Genomic DNA, 16,205 nt, shown 5'->3' with positions numbered 1-16,205 from the left:
GGCGTTCGCCGGACCGTCAGGACACCTGATCAAGATCGTGATCGGGGGGATCCTCCCAGCTGCACCCGGCCCGGCTCCCTCCGCCCCCGTACCCATGGACGTGTGACGGGAGTGGAGGTTGCAGGTGGGGTCGAAGAAATTTCCGAGCAGGCCGGGGCGGCTACACTCACCGGCATTCCGCCACCCGTGAGCAGGGGGTTCGCATGACCGAGCAGACCGGCACCCGGCCTCGGCCGGTGGACGTCGCCATCGGCCGGCGGCCCGAGCCCGTGCACGACGTCGCGGTGTACGCCTTCGACGGCATGGCCTCGTTCGAACTCGGCGTGGTGGTCGAGGTGTTCGGGCTGGCACGGCCCGAGCTGACCGGGCTGCTGGCGGCCCCCTGGTACGGCCTCAAGGTGTGCGCCGACCGCCCCGGGACGGCGCTGGACACCGTCGGCGGCTTCGCGCTGACCGCCCGGCACGGGCTGGACGAGCTGGCGGCGGCCGACACCGTGGTGGTGCCCGGCGTGCCGAACGCGTTCGGCGGCGACGTCTCCCCCGGGCTGGTCGCGGCACTGCGTACGGCGCACGAGCGCGGCGCCCGGATCGTGTCGATCTGCTCGGGCGCCTTCGCGCTGGCCGCCGCCGGGCTGCTGGACGGCCGGGAGGCGACCACCCACTGGCGGTACGCCGACCTGCTCCAGCAGCGCCACCCGGCGGTGCGGGTCAACCCGGACGTGCTGTACGTGGACAACGGGTCCGTGCTGACCAGCGCGGGCAGCGCCGCCGGGATCGACCTGTGCCTGCACCTCGTGCGGCGCGACCACGGCGCCAGGGTGGCCAACAACGTGGCCCGCCGCTTCGTGGTGGCGCCGCACCGGGACGGCGGGCAGGCCCAGTTCATCGAGGCGGCGGTCCGCCCGGTCGAGGAGGAGGACGACGGGATCGGGCGCAGCATGCAGTGGGCGCTGGACCACCTGTCGTCCCCGCTGACCGTCCCCGTGCTGGCCCGCGCCGCCCGGATGTCCGACCGCTCCTACCTGCGGCACTTCACCGCCCGCAACGGGACCAGCCCGATGCGCTGGGTCGTCACCCAGCGCATCGCGGCCAGCCTGCCGTTGCTGGAGTCCCCGGACGGGACGGTGGAGGAGATCGCCGCGGCGGTCGGCTTCGAGAGCTCGGCGACCTTCCGCCACCACTTCGGCCGGGTGATGCGCACCTCGCCGACCGCGTACCGGCGCTCCTTCGGGCGCGGGGTGGCGTGAGCGTTCCTCAGGCCTCAAGCCTCGGGTTTCAAGCCTCGGGTCTCAGGCCTCGGGTTTCAGGCCTCGGGTCTCAGGCCTGCTCGCGCCGGTCCGCGTTGGCGACGATGGCGTCGTGCAGCCACTGCGCCAGGCCCGGGGCGATGGCCTCGTACGTGTCCGTCCAGCGCTGGTCCGAGACGTACAGGCAGGCCAGGCCGCGGTGGATGGTGAAGGTGCAGTCGTAGAAGTTCCGGCAGATGTGCTGCCGGTGCTCCTCGGCGAGGTCCGTGGCCACCGGGCCGTCGGCGGGCTCGCCGGCGGTGACCGCCTCGGCCAGGCGGGCGTTGAGCTCGGTCATCTCGACCTGGATCCGCTGCCAGTCGGCCTTGGTGTAGCCGCCGGTGCGGCGCTGGGACTCGGCCCAGGCGGTGGTGTCGCCCCAGCGCTGCTCGGCCTCCTGCTCCCACTCCTCGCGGTAGCCCTCGCCGAAGATCTCGAACTTCTCCTCCGGCGTCAGCTGAATGCCCATTCTCCGTGCCTCCATGGCGTGTTCGACGGCTGCGGCGAGCTCCTGGAGGTGGCTGATCCGGTCGGTCAGCAGCCGGTGCTGCCGCCGGAGGTGTTCGGTCGGGCTGACCGAGTCGTCGTCCAGGATCGCCGCGATCTCCTCCAGGGGGAATCCGAGTTCTCGGTAGAAGAGGATCTGCTGCAGCCGGTCGAGGTCGGCGTCCACGTACCGGCGGTAGCCGGACCGGGTACGGCCGGCGGGGGACAACAGGCCGATCTCGTCGTAGTGGTGCAGGGTGCGGACGGTCACCTTGGCGGTCTTGGCCACGGCGCCGACCGAGTAGCCCTCACTGGTCATCGGGGTTCCTCCCTGGTGCTGACCACCAGCCTCGGCTCTCACGTCGCGTGAGGGTCAAGTCGTCAGGAGCGGTCGGGGCGCCGTCCGGGCGACGCGCTCGGCTCCCGGTTGCCGTCAGGACCCGGCGCCGACCAGCACCCGCTCGCGCCGCCGGGCCGACCGGCGCCCGCCGTCGCCCTGCCCGGTGGCCCGCGGACGGCGGGGCTGCTGGGTGGGCCAGAACAGCACGTACGCGGCGGAGACCACCACGAAGGCGAGCCGGGCGAAGCCGCGGGCCGCGTCCGACGGCAGCAACAGCGTGCCGCCGTACAGCGCGGCCAGCGCGATCCAGCTCCACCACGGCACGAGCCGCTTCTGCCCGACCGCGTCCCAGAGCAGGGTGCCGAGCAGGATCGAGGCCGTGTAGTAGGTGTAGACGCTCGGGTCGAGCAGGATCCGGGCGTCCGCGCCGAGCAGCACCACGGCCGGCCAGCGGCCGCGCCACACCGCGATGCTGCCGAGGCCGATGCCGAGCGCGAACTGGGTCGGCCGGTCCCACCAGGGGGTGGCGGGGTCGGTCACTCCGAACCAGCGCAGCGCGGAGGCGGGCTGGTTGGGGATGGTGAACTTGGCGGCCGCCATGGTGTCCAGGTTGCCCAGGTAGAACGGCAGCCAGGCGACCGCCACCAGGAGGGCGAACCAGAGCGCGGTGCGCAGCCAGGCGGGCCGGGGCAGCGCCAGGATCAGCGGGGCGAAGGCGACCGCCCAGGGCTTGGAGTCCACCGCCAGCGCCAGGAAGACCGCGACCTGGACCGGCTTGCCGCGGGCCAGGGCGTGCGCGGCCAGGGTGGTGAAGAACAGCGCGAGGACGTCGTCCAGGTGCGCGAAGCGGACCGACACCTCGACCCACATCGGGATGAAGGCCAGTCCGGCGATCAGCAGGCGCTGCTGGAGCCGGCGGTGGTTGGTGCCGGTGCCCAGGTAGTAGAGGGCCGCGGTGCGGCCGACCACGACCAGCATCACCAGGCCCAGCGCGGCGCTCGCCGCCTCGGCGACCAGCTGGCCGGTGTGCGGCGAGAACGGGGCGGTGAGCCGGGCCGCAGCCAGGCTGACCGGGCCGATCTGCAGCTCGGGGTGGCGGGCGTAGAGCGAGAGGCCGCCGTCGGGCTGACCGCTGAAGAGCAGCTGCTCGCCCTGGCGCAGGTAGTGCCAGGAGAAGCCGCCGCTCGGTTCGACCAGGAAGAACCAGAGCACCGTCCAGGCGACCAGCAGGACGTGGTGTCGGCGGAACGGCAGTCCCGCGATGCGCCCGGTTGCCGCCTCGTAGTCGGTGGTGGCCCGTGCCGTGCGTGCTACCCGCACCTGTCCTCTCCCCGCCGTTCCGCCCCCTCCGGCCGGACATCCTATGTGACGGAGGAGTACCGTCCGTGCCGCCCGCCGGTCCGTCCGGTGGACGGGTGCGGGCGGCACGGGGTACTCGACGAGTCGCCCCCTGGGGCCCTGGGGGCCCCTCTGGGGGTCAGCCCTGCTGGCCGGCCTTGCGGCGGCGCAGCACCACGAGGGTGCCGACACCGGCGACCAGGACGGCACCGCCGGTGGCCGCGATCGCGGTGGTGTGATCGCCGCCACCGGTGGTCGCGAGCGACTTGTCCGCGGCGGCCGCGGAGGTCTTGGCCTTGCTGACGCCGCCCGGGGTGATCGCCGGCGGGGTGACGGTCGGGTTCTGCACCGGGAAGTCGATCGGCTGCGGGGCATCGCTGCTGCTGTCGCCGGACGGGACCGGGGCGGTCGGCGAACCGGAGTCGGACGGCGAGGCGGACGGCGACGCGGTGCCGGTGGCCGGGGTGGTCGGCGCGGTGGTGGGCGTGGTCGGCGCGGTGGTGGGCGTCGACGTGGCCGTCGCGGTCGCCGTCGGGGAGGCGGTCGGCGATGCGCTGGAGGTCGCCGTGTGGGTCGGCGTCGGGGTCGGCTTGCCGGTCTTGGTCGGGGTGGGGGTCGGGCTGGGGTTGCCGCCGCCTGCCTTGATGGTGAAGCCGGCGCCCTTGATCCCGTCGCAGCTGAAGTGGCCGTTGTCGTGGTCGTCGTTGGCGTCGGCCGAGAAGACCACCGGCACCACACCGGCCTTGCCCAGCGGGGCGTCCTTGGTGAAGGAGGCGCGGACCTTGATGTCCAGGGTCTTGCCCTGGGCGACGTAGAGCAGCGCGTCATCGGCGGCGTTGCCGCCGTCGGTGACACCGCCGAGGAACATCAGCACGGCGCTGTCGTCACCGTCGCCGCCGCCGGGGGCGACGACGGCGGTCTTCCAGGTGCCGCCACCGGGGAGCCCGGCCGGCAGCTGGTACTCCAGCTTGAGGTCCTTCGCGGCGAGCGAGCCCGCCTTGTTCTTGAACTTCAGCATCGGGTAGGCGACGAAGTCGGTCTTCGTCGAGTTGTCGATCCGGTAGGTGAACTCGCGGGCGTCGCCACCGGCGAAGAAGGTGCCGGGCACACCGCGCACCGAGAGGTCGAGGGCCTGGTGGCCCGCCTTCTCGGCCGGGGCGGCGGCGGTCGGGGAGCCGGTGGTGCCGACGGCCATGGCGCCCTGGGCGCCGGCCAGCACGAGCGAGGACGCGAGCGCGGCGGCACCGGCGAGGGCAAGACTGCGACGTATGGACAAGGGAGACCTCACGGACGTTTCCGGGCGAGGCCCGGGCGCGAGGGGTGGCCGTGGACGCCGCGTCCCCCCGCGAAGCTGAAAGTGCGACGGAGAGTACCGAACGACGCGGTCGCTCCGGAAGGCGGGTGCCGCACTGTGACAGAGGCTTGGAGGAGGGGCGCCCGGTTCGTCCAACTCCGTCCTTTCGCAAGGCTTTTGTGCTTTGCCAAATGATGACCGGAGGGTGACGGGTACACGCCGGGAGGACCGTACCGCACGCACGGCCGCGCCGACACCTGTCGGGCTGCGGGCGCGGCCGTGGCGGCGGGTGTCAGGCCGCGCGCGGGCGCGGCCGGGCCGGCGGGTGTCAGCCCGCGAAGAAGGACTTGGCCGCGACCAGCGCCCGCTCGTCGCGCAGCACGTCCCCCGGGCGGGTGCCGTTGCCGAGCAGCGCGCCGCCCCAGCGCATGTCCATGTACTCGGCGGTCAGCCGGAGCGTGCCGATCAGCGGGTCGGCCTTCTCGCCGCCGCCGGCGAGGACGGTGACGCCCCAGATGGTGCCGCCGCGCATCCCGGCCCGGAAGTCCACCCCGGGCACCCGGAACCAGGCGGACCAGTAGTCCAGGTAGAGCTTGGCGGTGGTCGGCAGCGAGTACCAGTAGAGCGGTGCCACGAAGACCAGGTCGGTGGCCGCCAGCGTGGCGTCCAAGAGGGTCCGCTCGTGGCCGACCGGCTCGGGGTAGCGGCCGTCACCGGTGTGCCGCAGGTCCTGGAACGGCGGCAGCGGGTGCTCGCTCAGCCGCAGCCAGCGCTGCTCCGCCCCGACGGGCAGGCTGGACTCGGCGGCCAGCCGGGCCAGGCGAGCGGAGTTGCCGTCGACGCGGGCGCTGGCGTCGAGGAACAGGAAGCGCCGCGGCGCCTCGCTCCGGGACTGCGAGTCGGGCTGCGAGTCGGGCTGCAGGTCGACGCGCTGGTCGGACGGCTGCTCGGCGGGCTGCGCGGACGGCTGCTCAGGCATCGGGACTCCCCCGGTCAGGTGCTGCGGACGGAGGTGCGAGCAGCCGCCGCGCGCCGGTTATTCCACGCGCGCGCCCCGGGTGACCGTCAGACGGCCGTCATTCGGGCAGCCCGGCCCGGCGGCGGGCGACGCCCGCGACCGCCGCCCAGTCCTTGTCCCCGTCGCCGTGGGCCAGCGCGTCCAGGAAGGCGTCCCGCAGGATGCTGCCGAACGGCAGCGGGACGTGCCGCGCGGCCCCCGCGTCCAGCGCGAGGCCGACGTCCTTGAGTCCGAGCGGCAGCCGGAACCCGGCCGGCTCGTAGCGCCGTTCGGCCACCATCGCGCCGTAGCCGGAGTAGACCGGCCCGGGGAAGAGCGTGCCGGTGAGCATCTCGATCAGGTCGGTCGGCCGGACACCGTTGGCGTCGGCCAGGCTGCACGCCTCCGCCATCGACTCGATCGCGCAGGCCAGCAGGAAGTTGGTGCTGATCTTGGCGGTGTTGGCCTGCCGCGGGCTCTCTCCGAAGTGCCAGGTGCGCTGGCCCATCGCGGCGAACAGCGGCTCGGCCCGGGCCAGCAGGTCCGCCTGCCCCGCGGCCAGGATGTTCAGCCGGCCCTCCGCGGCGACCGGCGGACGGCCGAGGACGGGCGCGGCGACGTAGCCGATGCCGTGCTCGGCGTGCAGCGCCTCGGCCCGTTCGGCGAGGGCGAGCGAGACGGTGGCCATGTTGACGTGCAGGGTCGCCGTGGCGTCGGCCAGCAGGGCGGGGTCGAGCAGCAGCCGTTCGACGGCGTCGTCGTTCGCGAGCATGGAGACCACCGTGTCGGCGGCGAAGACCTCGTCGAGCGAGCCGGCCGCCTCCGCCCCCTCGGCCACCATCTCGGCCACCGGCTCGGGCGAGCGGTTCCAGACCCGTACGGTGTGACCGGCCCGCAGCAGGCTCCCGGCCATGCCCCGGCCCATCGCGCCCAGCCCCACGAAACCGACCGTCGTTCCGGCCATCGGTGCACTCCCGTCGTCGCCGTCGATCACTGCGGCCGACTGTACGTCAGAACGCGAACGGCCCGGCCCTGCAGGTGCGCGGGGAGCCGGGGGTGCGCGGGCCGGGCCGGATGATCGGGCTGCTCAGACTGCTCAGGCGCAGGCGTGGGCCGGCAACCGGGTGCGGTGCACGGCCGCTCCGCGCTCCAGCTCGGCGACCACCCGGCTGCGCAGCAGCTCGTACTGGGCCTGCAGCCGGCCCGGGCGGGCCGGGCGGGCGACCGGGCGGCCGGGGCCGACCAGCTCGTCGGGCCCGAACTGCTCGCGGGTGAGGTCGATCTCGAAGCCCGTCGCGAAGCGGTTCCACCAGTGGAGGTCCGTCCGGACGCCGTCGACGTGCACCTCGCCCATCATCAGCTCGCCGCCGAGGAGGTCGTGCACCACCATCGCCGTGACCCCGCACTGGCCGCGGGCGGGATTGTCGGGATGCCAGTGGGCCAGGTCCTCGGGCGCACAGGTGTCGACGCCCCAGGAGGAGCGGATCGCACGTTCGATGTCGTTGAGGGTCCACGCCGTCATACCGGGAAGCCTGCCACGCGGCACTGACAGCGGCACCGGCTTTTCGAAGGGTCACCCCGTGTTCTGCGGCGACCCTCCCTGCGTTCACCCGAACGAGTCAACGGCCCGGCCGGCCGGCCGTCCCGGGGCACGGGACGGACCGACCGGTCGGGTACGGCTCACTCGGCCGGGTCCGGCTGACCCGGCCCGGCTACGGCTCACTTGGCCAGGGCGGCGACACCGGCCTGCGCGAACTGCTCGTCCAGGTCCCCACTGGGCGCGCCCGCGACACCGACGGCCGCGACCGGAGCGCCCTTGGACTGCACCGGGGCGCCGCCGGCCAGGAACAGCGTGCCCGGGATGTCCTTGAGGTTCGGGGCCTGGGCCAGGCGCTTGGCCAGCTCCGAGGTCGGCGCGTTCCAGGAGACCGCGGTGAAGGCCTTGCGCTCGGCCGACACCGGGGCCTGCGGGCCGGAACCGTCGCCCTTGAGCAGCACCCGGGTGACACCGTCCCGGTCGACGACCGCGACCGAGACGTGCTGGCCGGCCTTGTTCGCCGCGTCCAGGGCGGCCTGGGCGGCGCGGGTGGCGGCGTCGATGGTCAGGCCGGTGCTTTCGGCGAGGTTCTTGTTCTGGGTGTCGACCTTCACGGCGGCCGGGGCGGCCGGAGTCTCGGAGGTCTCGGCGCTCGCCGAGACCGCTCCCACGGTGGCGGCGGCGAGCGCCGCGGCGGCGACGGTGCCGGTCAGCACCCGGGTGCGCACGGAGGTCTTCTTCATGGTCCAGCTCCTCGACGGTCTACGGGGTCGGTGCGGGGTGGTGCGGGGGATCGGGGCCGCCGGGTCAAAAGGGGGTCGCCCGGCGGCATGCTTCGATCCTCCGGCCGGGGGCGGCGCTGCCACATCGACGGTCCGGCGCGAGCGTCCGGGCACGACGGGGGACGGCGGCGTCAACCGATCGGCTGATGCGACACCGGGCCGGACGGGTCACGATCGAGGGATCGGCGCAGGTCAGTGCGGACGCCCGCCCGCGCACCGCCCGTGCACCGCCCGTCCGAGCAGGAGCCACCCGTGCCACAGCCCCGCCCCGCCGGCCCTGCCGTCGGCCCCGGACCCGGCCGCGACGCCGGGGATCCGGACGCGGGCCGGCTGGCGCTGCTGCTGGACTCCGCCTTCGTGGTGCTGCTCGCGGCCGCGCTCAACCGCTACCTCACCCATCACTCCGGCAGCTCCCAGGCCCCCTGGGTGATCGGGCTGAGCGCCGCCCTGGCCGTCGCCCAGCCCGCCGGCTCCTGGCTCGACCACCACCGGCCGACCCCGACGGGCCGACGCCGACGGTGGCCGCTGGCGCTGGTGGTCGTGCTCTGGGTGGTGCTGGTGCTGCTCGCGCCGAGCTTCGCCTGGTGCGCCGTCCCACTGGTCTATACCGCGCTGCGGGCGCTGCCCGCGAAGGCGGCGATCCCGCTGGTGGGCGCCCTGACCCTGCTGGTGGTGATCGCCGAGGTCCGGCTGCCCGGTGGGGTGGACGCCACTCTCGTGCTGCTGCCCCCGCGGTGGCCGCGCTCGCCACCGGCGTCTTCCTCTTCATGGCCCGGCAGGCCGCCCGGCAGCGCGCGCTGATCACCGACCTGGTCCGCACCCGGCGCGAACTCGCCGCCACCGAGCGGCGGGAGGGCACCCTGGCCGAGCGCGAACGGCTGGCGATGGAGATCCACGACACCCTGGCGCAGGGCCTGTCCAGTCAGCAGATGCTGCTGCAGGCCGCCGAGCGCACCTGGGACGCCGACCCGACGACCGCCCGCAGCCACGTCCGTACGGCCGCCGAGGTGGCCGCCCGGAACCTGGCCGAGGCCCGCCGCTTCGTCCACGACCTCGCGCCGGCCGAGCTGGCCGACGGCCGGGCACTCGACCGGGCGCTGGCGTCGCTGGCCGGGCGGGAGTCCGCCGAGAGCGGGCTGCCGGTCCGCTTCCACCTGGACGGCACGCCCGTACCGCTGCCGGCCGCGGCGCAGTCCGCGCTGCTGCGGATCGCCCAGGGCGCGCTGGCCAACGTCCGCGAGCACGCCGGGGCCTCGGCCGCGGCGATCACGCTGTCCTTCCTGGGCGACCAGGTCGTCCTGGACATCGCCGACGACGGGCGGGGCTTCGACCCGGACGCAGCCGGCCCCGGGGGCGTCCGCGGCCACGGACTGCCCGCGATGCGCGCCCGGCTGCGGCAGCTGGGTGGCACGCTGACCGTGGAGAGCACCCCCGGCGAGGGCACCGTCGTCTCCGCCGCGATCCCCCTGGAGCACCGATGAACACCGCCGCCTCCCCCGTCCGGCTGCTGGTCTGCGATGACCACGCGGTGGTCCGGGCCGGACTGCTGGCCCTGCTCGCCAGCGCGGGCGACATCGAGGTGGTCGGCGAGGCCAGCACCGGGGAGGAGGCCGTCGCCCTGGCCGCCCGGCTGGCGCCGCAGGTCGTGCTGATGGACCTCCAGCTCGGCGACGGCATCGACGGCGTGGAGGCCACTCGGCGGATCACCGCCGCCCCGGGCGGGCCCTACGTCCTGGTGCTCACCACGTACGACACGGACGCCGACATCACCCGGGCGATCGCCGCGGGCGCCACCGGCTACCTGCTGAAGGCCGAACGGCCGGAGGAGCTGTTCGCCGCCGTCCACGCGGCCGCGCAGGGCCGGACGGTGCTCTCACCGCCGGTCGCCTCCCGGGTGATGGCGCAGATGCGGACGCCCGCGCCGCAGCTCACCGAGCGCGAGCTGGACATCCTCGAACAGCTGGGGCAGGGGCTGGGCAACCGGGAGATCGCGCGGGCGCTGTTCATCAGCGAGGCGACGGTGAAGACGCATCTCGGGCGGATCTACGACAAGTTGGGCGTGGACACCCGGGCGGGAGCGGTGGCGGTGGCCAAGGAGCGCCGGCTGCTGCGCTGAGCCGGGGTGGTCCCGCCCGGCACAGGCCGTTCCTCGGCTGCACTGGGCGCTCGCGCGGTGTCACTGTGTGCTGCCATGATGCTGGGAATGTCGGATTCCGGGCCGGTCCGCTACCGGGCGCCCGCCCCGGCCCGGCGTGCGCGGCCCGGCTGCCGGACGCCCTGACGGGCCCACAACTGCCTGGTCCGACGCCTTTCACGGCCGTACCGGACGGTCGTCACAATGTGGATTTTTCGTGGATTTCACTATTGACAAACCAACCACGCGGTTTGTTAGCGTGAGATCAACGACGTCCCCGCGGGTGGGGGCTCGCCGGGGCCTGGTGCGGACCGCTCTCGCCGGAGGGTGTTTGCCAGGGGGGAACGGCTGAGCTTGGCGGGGTGTCGGGGGGAGCGGCAGCGCCGAAGCCGCTCGTGGAGGTGGCGTGGAGCGTGTCCGGGGGGGCTCGCTCCACGCCTCCCCCGGTCCCCTTCCCTCTTCACTGGTGTGCCGTTACGCCAGCGCGCTCCAGTACGGGCAGCACACGTACGGCAGCGGCGCCGAGCCGCGACCACCGTCCCCCGACAGCACCGGAACTTGCTCCGAGCGGGCCACTCCGGGCGAACTCACGGTCAGCCCCGCCTCGCCCAACTCGCCGAACCTGAGCGCCAGTCGGTAGCCGTCCGGAGTGGTCGCGGCGACTCCGTGGCGGTCCCAGTCGGTGTCCAGCGAGGTGATCGTCCAGCCGCGCCGCCGCCAGTGCCGCTCCACCACGCCCACCAGCAGCGCCCGTCGGGGCAGCGAGACGACGGTGAGGATGTCCCGCCCCCGAGTGACGTACCAGAGCACGTCCGACCCGCACCGCGCCGACCCGAGCCCCGGCCGGGGCAGCCGCGCACCCGCCCGGGGAGCGGCCTCCTGCCAGGCCGGCGTCGGGTCGACGGCGTCCAGGGTGTCCTGGAGCAGGGTCTCGCAGCGCTCGGCGGCGTCGAGTTGATCGACCGTCACCCTCGGACCCGCACCCGAAGCCGACCCCGAACACGGCCCGGACTCTGCCCTCGTCTCCGCGCCCGGCTCCGCGTTCGCGCCCGCCTCCGCCTTCGCGCCCGCCTCCGCCTTCGCGCCCGGCTCCGCGTTCGCGACCGGCTCCGACCACCGGGCCGCCGCGGCCGGCGCACGGCCGGGGCGACCACCCGGGCATCCGGCGTTCAGTTCGGCACCACCTGACTGCACAGGGCCCTCCGTACTCCTCCCGGCATTCAACCCGGGCGGGGATTCCGTCACTCCTGGGACGGCGAACGGGTACGGACAGTTCCACCCCCACCACTCCCGCGCCACTCCTTCACCACCAAATTGCACTGCACGGTGCAGTTGAATCACTGACCTGCACGGTGTAGTTTACTTCTCGTGCCCCGGAGCACCACCGCACCCGGGCCTGCCACCACCACGAGAGGACCCCGCCATGCCCACCATCACCGTCGGCACCGCCCGCATCCCCTACCGCGTCGTCGGCAACGGCCCCGACACCCTCGTCCTGGTCCACGGCACCGGCCCCGGCTCCGGCATGTGGGACGGACTGCTGGACGCCTTCACCGATCGCTACACCGTGCTGCTGCCCGACCTCTCCGGCAGCGAGGCCGCCGAGGACGACGGCGCCCCGCTCACCCTGGAAACCCTCGCCGCCCAGGTCAACGCCGTGATCGAGGACGCCGGCCGCGGCCCCGCCGACATCCTCGGCTTCTCGCTCGGCGCCGTCGTCGCCACCGCAGCCGCCGCCCTGCGCCCCGACCAGGTCCGCCGACTGATCGCCGCCGCCGGCTGGATCAGCGCCGAGCAGGACGAGTACCTGCGCCTCTCCATGGCAACCTGGCTCTCGCTCGCCGACCGCCCCGACGCCTTCGGCGGCTACGCCACCCTCACCGCCTTCAGCCGCGGTTTCCTCAACCGGATCGGCCGCGCGGCCGTCGAGGCCAACACCGCCTACATGCAGCCAACTCCCGGCACCCTGCGGCACATCGCCCTCGACCTCAGCCTGGACCTGACCCCGCTGCTCCCCCGTGTCCAGGCCCCGACCCTGGTGATCGGCTGCGCCCAGGACGCCACCGTCCCGGTGGAGAACACCCGCCGCCTGCACGCCGCACTCCCGGGCAGCGCCTACGCCGAGTTCGACACCGGCCACATCGTGCTCGCCGAGGAGACCGAGGCGTTCACCAAGACCGTCCGGGACTTCCTCGCCGCCGCCTGACGCCCGACTGCCGAGCCCGGGACGGCCGCGAGCGGATCACCGACGGCTCGCGGACGGCTCGCAGACGGCTCGCGAGTGGAGCGAGCGTGGAGCACACCAATGGCCCGGTAACAAGTCCCTGCTCAAAAAGGCCGATTACCGCGCCTGGCGACCCCAATCAAATTGACTGAACGTCAACTACGGAGGTGAGACTGCCATGTCAGTGAACTTGGCAAGGAGCAGACATGCGCATACTCTTCGCCGGCCCCGCCGCGGCCGGCCACCTCTTCCCGATGGTCCCGACCGCCCAGGCGCTGCGCGCCGTCGGGCACGAGGTCCTGTTCGCCAGCGGGCAGCCGCTCGACCAGCTCCGGAGCGCCGGCTTCCCCGTCGTCGAGATCGGCGACGGCCGGAGCCTGCGGGAGATCTTCGCGGAGCACCTCGGCGGCGAGATCGCGTACGTCAACCGGGACAAGACGCAGGAAGAGATCTTCGACATGGCGGCCGGGCTCTTCGCCCACGCCTCCCGCCCCGACGTCGACGGCCTGCTGGCGGCCGCCACCGGCTGGGGCGCCGACCTGATCGTCCACGACTCCTTCCACGCCGCTCCCCCGGTGGTGGCGGCCCTGCTCAAGATCCCGTCGGTGGTCCACAACTTCGGGGTCACGCCCGGCCTGGACATGGCCAAGCTGATCGCCTCCCACTTCACCGACGTCTACGAGCAGCACGGCCTGACCGGCCCGGCCGGCGCCACCGCGCTCAACCTCGGCCCGCTCGGCGGCGACCCGGACGGCCTGCCGATGCGCTACATCCCGTACAACGGCGGCGGCATCGTCCCGACCGAGTTCCTCCACCCGGCCGACCGCCCGCGGATCGTCGTCACCCTGGGCACCGTCCTCGCCGAGATCGACGGTGTCCGCGCGGTCGTCCGGCTGGTCGAGTCGGCGGCCGAGGTCGACGCCGACTTCCTGCTCGCCGTCGGCGGCGCCGACCTGGCCCCGCTCGGCACGTTGCCCGCCAACGTCCGCGGCCTGCCGTGGGTCCCGCTCAACGAACTGCTCAGCCGCGCCGACGCGTTGGTCCACCACGGCGGCTCCGGCACCATGCTGACCGCCCTCCAGGCCGGACTGCCCCAGCTGCTCCTCCCGCAGGGCGCGGACCACTTCATCAACGCCGACGCCCTCACCGCCACCGGCGCCGCCCTGCGCTCCGCCTCCGAGGACGTCGACACCGCCCTGCTCGACCGCCTCATCACCGACGCCGACCTGCGCGCCGCCGCCCACCGCCTGCGGACCGACAACGCCGCCCTCCCCACCCCCACCGCCGTCGTCCCCACCCTCGAAGCCCTCACCACCGCTTCCTGACCCCGCTCCCGGGCCAGGGTCGCTCCGACCCCGGCCCGGGGCGCCGCAGGCGTTCGAAGCCCCGGAACGCCCCGGGAAACACGAAAGCCGCAGGTCGCTGACCTGCGGCTTTCGGTATGGAGCGGGCGACGAGAATCGAACTCGCGCTCTAAGCTTGGGAAGCTCATGTTCTACCATTAAACTACGCCCGCCTGATGAGCCGTCAGAGACCGCTCGATCCAGTGCCACTGTACCCCATTCGGGACTGTGGTTGCACAAGGGGTCCGAGGGTGCGGCGGAGCGGGGTGGAGGCGGGTCCGGGGCGTACTGTGTGGGCCGCGTGCGAGTGCTCCGGCGGGTGGGGCCGGGCGGCGAGCCATGGTGAGGAATGTCCGGAGCATCCCCTAATGTGACGCTGTCCCGGGGCCAGGCCGCCGGGGCGTCTGAGTACGGGTGAGTACTGGGTTAGGGATGGGAAGGGGATCGATGGAGCAGCGCGCCGTCGTTCGTTGTGCCGAGGGGCACCTGTTCAGCACCACCACGTTCCCGATGCAGAACCTCGGTCCCGGCCGCCTCGGGCCCGGACGGTTGATCCGCTGTCCGCAGTGCGGACGGCTCCGGAGCTCGGTGCTGGCCGACGTGCGGGAGCTGTCGGAGCCGCAACTGGCGCAGGCGATGCGGCTGGAGGCCGCGGAGTTCCTGGCCTGACGGTCGGCGGACGGTCGACCGGCGGTCGGCGGACGGGCAGGTGGGCCCCGGGCGGATTCGTCCGGGGCCCTTTCTTGCACGTAACCTCGAAGCGTGCTGCTCTCTGACAAGGACATCCGGACCGAAATCGACCTGGGCCGGGTCTCCATCGACCCGTTCGACCCGGCGATGATCCAGCCGTCGAGTATCGACGTGCGCCTCGACCGCTTCTTCCGCGTGTTCGAGAACCACAAGTACCCGCACATCGACCCCTCCGAGGAGCAGCCGGACCTGACCCGGCTGGTCGAGCCGGACGGGGACGAGGCGTTCATCCTGCACCCCGGCGAGTTCGTGCTGGCCTCGACGTACGAGGTCATCACGCTGCCCGAGGACGTGGCCTCCCGGCTGGAGGGCAAGTCGAGCCTGGGCCGGCTGGGCCTGCTCACCCACTCCACCGCGGGCTTCATCGACCCCGGGTTCAGCGGCCACGTGACGCTGGAGCTGTCGAACGTGGCGACGCTGCCGATCAAGCTCTACCCGGGCATGAAGATCGGGCAGCTCTGCCTGTTCCGGCTCTCCTCGCCGTCGGAGCACCCGTACGGCTCGGAGCGCTACGGTTCGCGCTACCAGGGCCAGCGCGGCCCGACGCCGTCACGCTCGTACCTGAACTTCCACCGCACCGAGATCTGAGACCCTCTGGGCACCGAGGTCCGAGAACCGAGGTCCGGGACGGAAAGCCGACGGCCGGACGGGCCGGCGGCACGCGGAGCGCACGCAGACGGGCGGCCACCCCTCACCGCGAGGGGTGGCCGCCCGCGGCGTTTCTCAGGCCCGCTTGGGGCTGGTGACGGCGACCAGCTCGGTGCCGTCCTCGGACAGCCGCAGCTCGGTGCGGAGTTCGGCCAGCTCGCCGAGGTGGTGCAGGTGGGTGCCGCCGCAGAAGATCTGCGCGCCGCCCTCGGGCAGCTCGCAGTGCCACTGCCGGCGGGCGGTGAGCTCGGGGCCGGGCACCTCGATGCGGACCGGGGCGTCGGCGGCGACCCAGGCGGCGAGCCGGGCGTTGACGGCCTCGGTGAGGGCCGGCAGCGCGTCGGCCAGGGCCGGGAACTCCTCGGTGGCGTCCACCGTGAAGCCCTTCTTCTTCAGCGACTTGCCGAGCCGGTAGGTGTCGGTGCTGGCGTCGGTGTCCATCACCGAACTGGCCATGGCGAGGCTGTCGAAGTCCGGGTTGCCGAAGGCGTCCGAGCGGCCCGGGTCCTTGCGCCAGCGCGGGGCGAGCGCGGCGTTGAGGGCGAGGGCGAGCAGGTGGCAGCCGCTGTGCGAGGCGCTGAGGGCGCCCCGGCGGTCGGCGTCGACGGCGAGCGCGGCGGTGCGGCCGACGATGTCGCCGGGGTCGGTGCCCAGGACGTGCAGGACCAGCCAGGACCACTCCTCGTCGCCGCGCCGCACCGGGATGTCGGCGCCGACCAGCAGGGCGTCGCCCTCCGGGCCGACGGCGCCGGTCAGGCAGTCGACCACGGCCAGCTCGGTGCCGTCCACGGTGAGGGTGCCGTGGTCGGCCGGCTGGTCGGGCCAGGTGTGGTCGAGCGGGTGGAACGGGGTCGCCTCGGTGACGACGGCGTAGCGGCCGTCGGCCAGCTGGTGCACCGCGAGCACCGGGGACTCGCCGGTCACCGCCCCGGCCGGGAAGCTGACGTGGGTGGTGGGGAGGGTCATGCCTGGCTCCGGTGCACTCGGGTCGAAGAGGGTCGGCGGGCCGCGGCGCTCGGCTGCGGCCCGCCCCCATTCTGCCCTTC

Annotated in this window: 15 protein-coding genes, 1 tRNA gene and 1 pseudogene; 7 read left to right on the top strand and 10 right to left on the bottom strand. The window is 73.6% G+C overall.

From position 1 onward, the window contains the following. Nucleotides 1-269: 269 nt before the first annotated feature. Nucleotides 270-1,247 carry a helix-turn-helix domain-containing protein gene (locus CRP52_RS16020; RefSeq protein WP_441349062.1) on the top strand — a complete coding sequence of 326 codons (978 nt, stop codon included), beginning with the start codon at nucleotides 270-272 and terminating at the stop codon, nucleotides 1,245-1,247. A gap of 70 nt (nucleotides 1,248-1,317) precedes the next feature. Here the strand turns inward: CRP52_RS16020 and CRP52_RS16015 are convergent, their stop codons facing one another. The 7 genes from CRP52_RS16015 to CRP52_RS15985 all read right to left on the bottom strand — a co-directional run bounded on the left by CRP52_RS16015 (nucleotide 1,318) and on the right by CRP52_RS15985 (nucleotide 8,021). Further along, a complete protein-coding gene (locus tag CRP52_RS16015; RefSeq protein ID WP_097237013.1) occupies nucleotides 1,318-2,091 on the bottom strand; it encodes a MerR family transcriptional regulator in 774 nt (257 codons plus the stop codon). A 114-nt stretch (nucleotides 2,092-2,205) separates the two neighbouring features. Further along, nucleotides 2,206-3,432, bottom strand: coding sequence for a hypothetical protein (locus tag CRP52_RS16010; protein WP_373560499.1), 1,227 nt, complete (start codon nucleotides 3,430-3,432; stop codon nucleotides 2,206-2,208). 157 nt (nucleotides 3,433-3,589) lie between these two features. Then, complete coding sequence (locus tag CRP52_RS16005; RefSeq protein ID WP_143685754.1) at nucleotides 3,590-4,726, bottom strand: LPXTG cell wall anchor domain-containing protein; 1,137 nt, start codon at nucleotides 4,724-4,726, stop codon at nucleotides 3,590-3,592. Between the two features lie 346 nt (nucleotides 4,727-5,072). Continuing rightward, the gene (locus CRP52_RS16000; RefSeq protein ID WP_097237011.1) at nucleotides 5,073-5,723 is read right to left on the bottom strand and encodes a flavodoxin family protein; all 651 of its coding nucleotides are present in this window, start codon (nucleotides 5,721-5,723) and stop codon (nucleotides 5,073-5,075) included. A 97-nt stretch (nucleotides 5,724-5,820) separates the two neighbouring features. Further along, nucleotides 5,821-6,705, bottom strand: a complete 885-nt coding sequence (locus CRP52_RS15995; protein ID WP_097237010.1) for an NAD(P)-dependent oxidoreductase — start codon at nucleotides 6,703-6,705, stop codon at nucleotides 5,821-5,823. 132 nt (nucleotides 6,706-6,837) lie between these two features. After that, nucleotides 6,838-7,263, bottom strand: a complete 426-nt coding sequence (locus CRP52_RS15990) for a YunG family protein (RefSeq protein ID WP_051830258.1) — start codon at nucleotides 7,261-7,263, stop codon at nucleotides 6,838-6,840. 197 nt (nucleotides 7,264-7,460) lie between these two features. Continuing rightward, nucleotides 7,461-8,021, bottom strand: coding sequence for a GlcG/HbpS family heme-binding protein (locus CRP52_RS15985; RefSeq protein ID WP_097237009.1), 561 nt, complete (start codon nucleotides 8,019-8,021; stop codon nucleotides 7,461-7,463). 291 nt (nucleotides 8,022-8,312) lie between these two features. Between CRP52_RS15985 and CRP52_RS15980 the strand changes: the two are divergent. Together CRP52_RS15980 and CRP52_RS15975 are read left to right on the top strand one after the other, a co-directional pair. Beyond that, nucleotides 8,313-9,541, top strand: a pseudogene (locus tag CRP52_RS15980) (sensor histidine kinase). Then, entirely contained in the window at nucleotides 9,538-10,176 is a 639-nt protein-coding gene (locus CRP52_RS15975) for a response regulator (protein WP_097237008.1), read from the top strand. The pseudogene CRP52_RS15980 and the gene CRP52_RS15975 overlap by 4 nt, the downstream one beginning before the upstream one ends. Nucleotides 10,177-10,668: 492 nt before the next feature. Here CRP52_RS15975 and CRP52_RS15970 read toward each other — a convergent pair whose 3' ends face one another. Then, complete coding sequence (locus CRP52_RS15970) at nucleotides 10,669-11,163, bottom strand: hypothetical protein (protein WP_097237007.1); 495 nt, start codon at nucleotides 11,161-11,163, stop codon at nucleotides 10,669-10,671. A gap of 454 nt (nucleotides 11,164-11,617) precedes the next feature. Between CRP52_RS15970 and CRP52_RS15965 the strand changes: the two genes are divergently transcribed. Both CRP52_RS15965 and CRP52_RS15960 read left to right on the top strand, forming a co-directional pair. Then, the gene (locus CRP52_RS15965; protein WP_097237006.1) at nucleotides 11,618-12,400 is read left to right on the top strand and encodes an alpha/beta fold hydrolase; all 783 of its coding nucleotides are present in this window, start codon (nucleotides 11,618-11,620) and stop codon (nucleotides 12,398-12,400) included. Between the two features lie 224 nt (nucleotides 12,401-12,624). After that, nucleotides 12,625-13,743, top strand: a complete 1,119-nt coding sequence (locus CRP52_RS15960; RefSeq protein ID WP_097237005.1) for a nucleotide disphospho-sugar-binding domain-containing protein — start codon at nucleotides 12,625-12,627, stop codon at nucleotides 13,741-13,743. Nucleotides 13,744-13,860: 117 nt separating this feature from the next. Here the strand turns inward: CRP52_RS15960 and CRP52_RS15955 are convergent. Further along, nucleotides 13,861-13,934 (bottom strand) — tRNA-Gly (locus tag CRP52_RS15955). Between the two features lie 274 nt (nucleotides 13,935-14,208). On the opposite strand from CRP52_RS15955, the gene CRP52_RS15950 reads away from it, so the two are divergent. Next, nucleotides 14,209-14,430: a hypothetical protein gene (locus CRP52_RS15950; RefSeq protein ID WP_030056617.1), complete on the top strand. Its 222-nt coding sequence runs from the start codon at nucleotides 14,209-14,211 to the stop codon at nucleotides 14,428-14,430. Nucleotides 14,431-14,523: 93 nt separating this feature from the next. Further along, the gene (gene dcd / locus CRP52_RS15945) at nucleotides 14,524-15,099 is read left to right on the top strand and encodes a dCTP deaminase (RefSeq protein WP_030056616.1); all 576 of its coding nucleotides are present in this window, start codon (nucleotides 14,524-14,526) and stop codon (nucleotides 15,097-15,099) included. A gap of 135 nt (nucleotides 15,100-15,234) precedes the next feature. On the opposite strand, the gene CRP52_RS15940 is transcribed toward dcd, so the two are convergent. Beyond that, the gene (locus CRP52_RS15940; protein WP_097237004.1) at nucleotides 15,235-16,125 is read right to left on the bottom strand and encodes a metal-dependent hydrolase; all 891 of its coding nucleotides are present in this window, start codon (nucleotides 16,123-16,125) and stop codon (nucleotides 15,235-15,237) included. Nucleotides 16,126-16,205: the final 80 nt, after the last annotated feature.

Origin of the sequence: Streptomyces sp. 1331.2, from assembly GCF_900199205.1 — a bacterium.
In the GTDB taxonomy this organism is placed as follows: domain Bacteria; phylum Actinomycetota; class Actinomycetes; order Streptomycetales; family Streptomycetaceae; genus Kitasatospora.
This window is presented reverse-complemented; position numbering and strand designations above follow the sequence as displayed.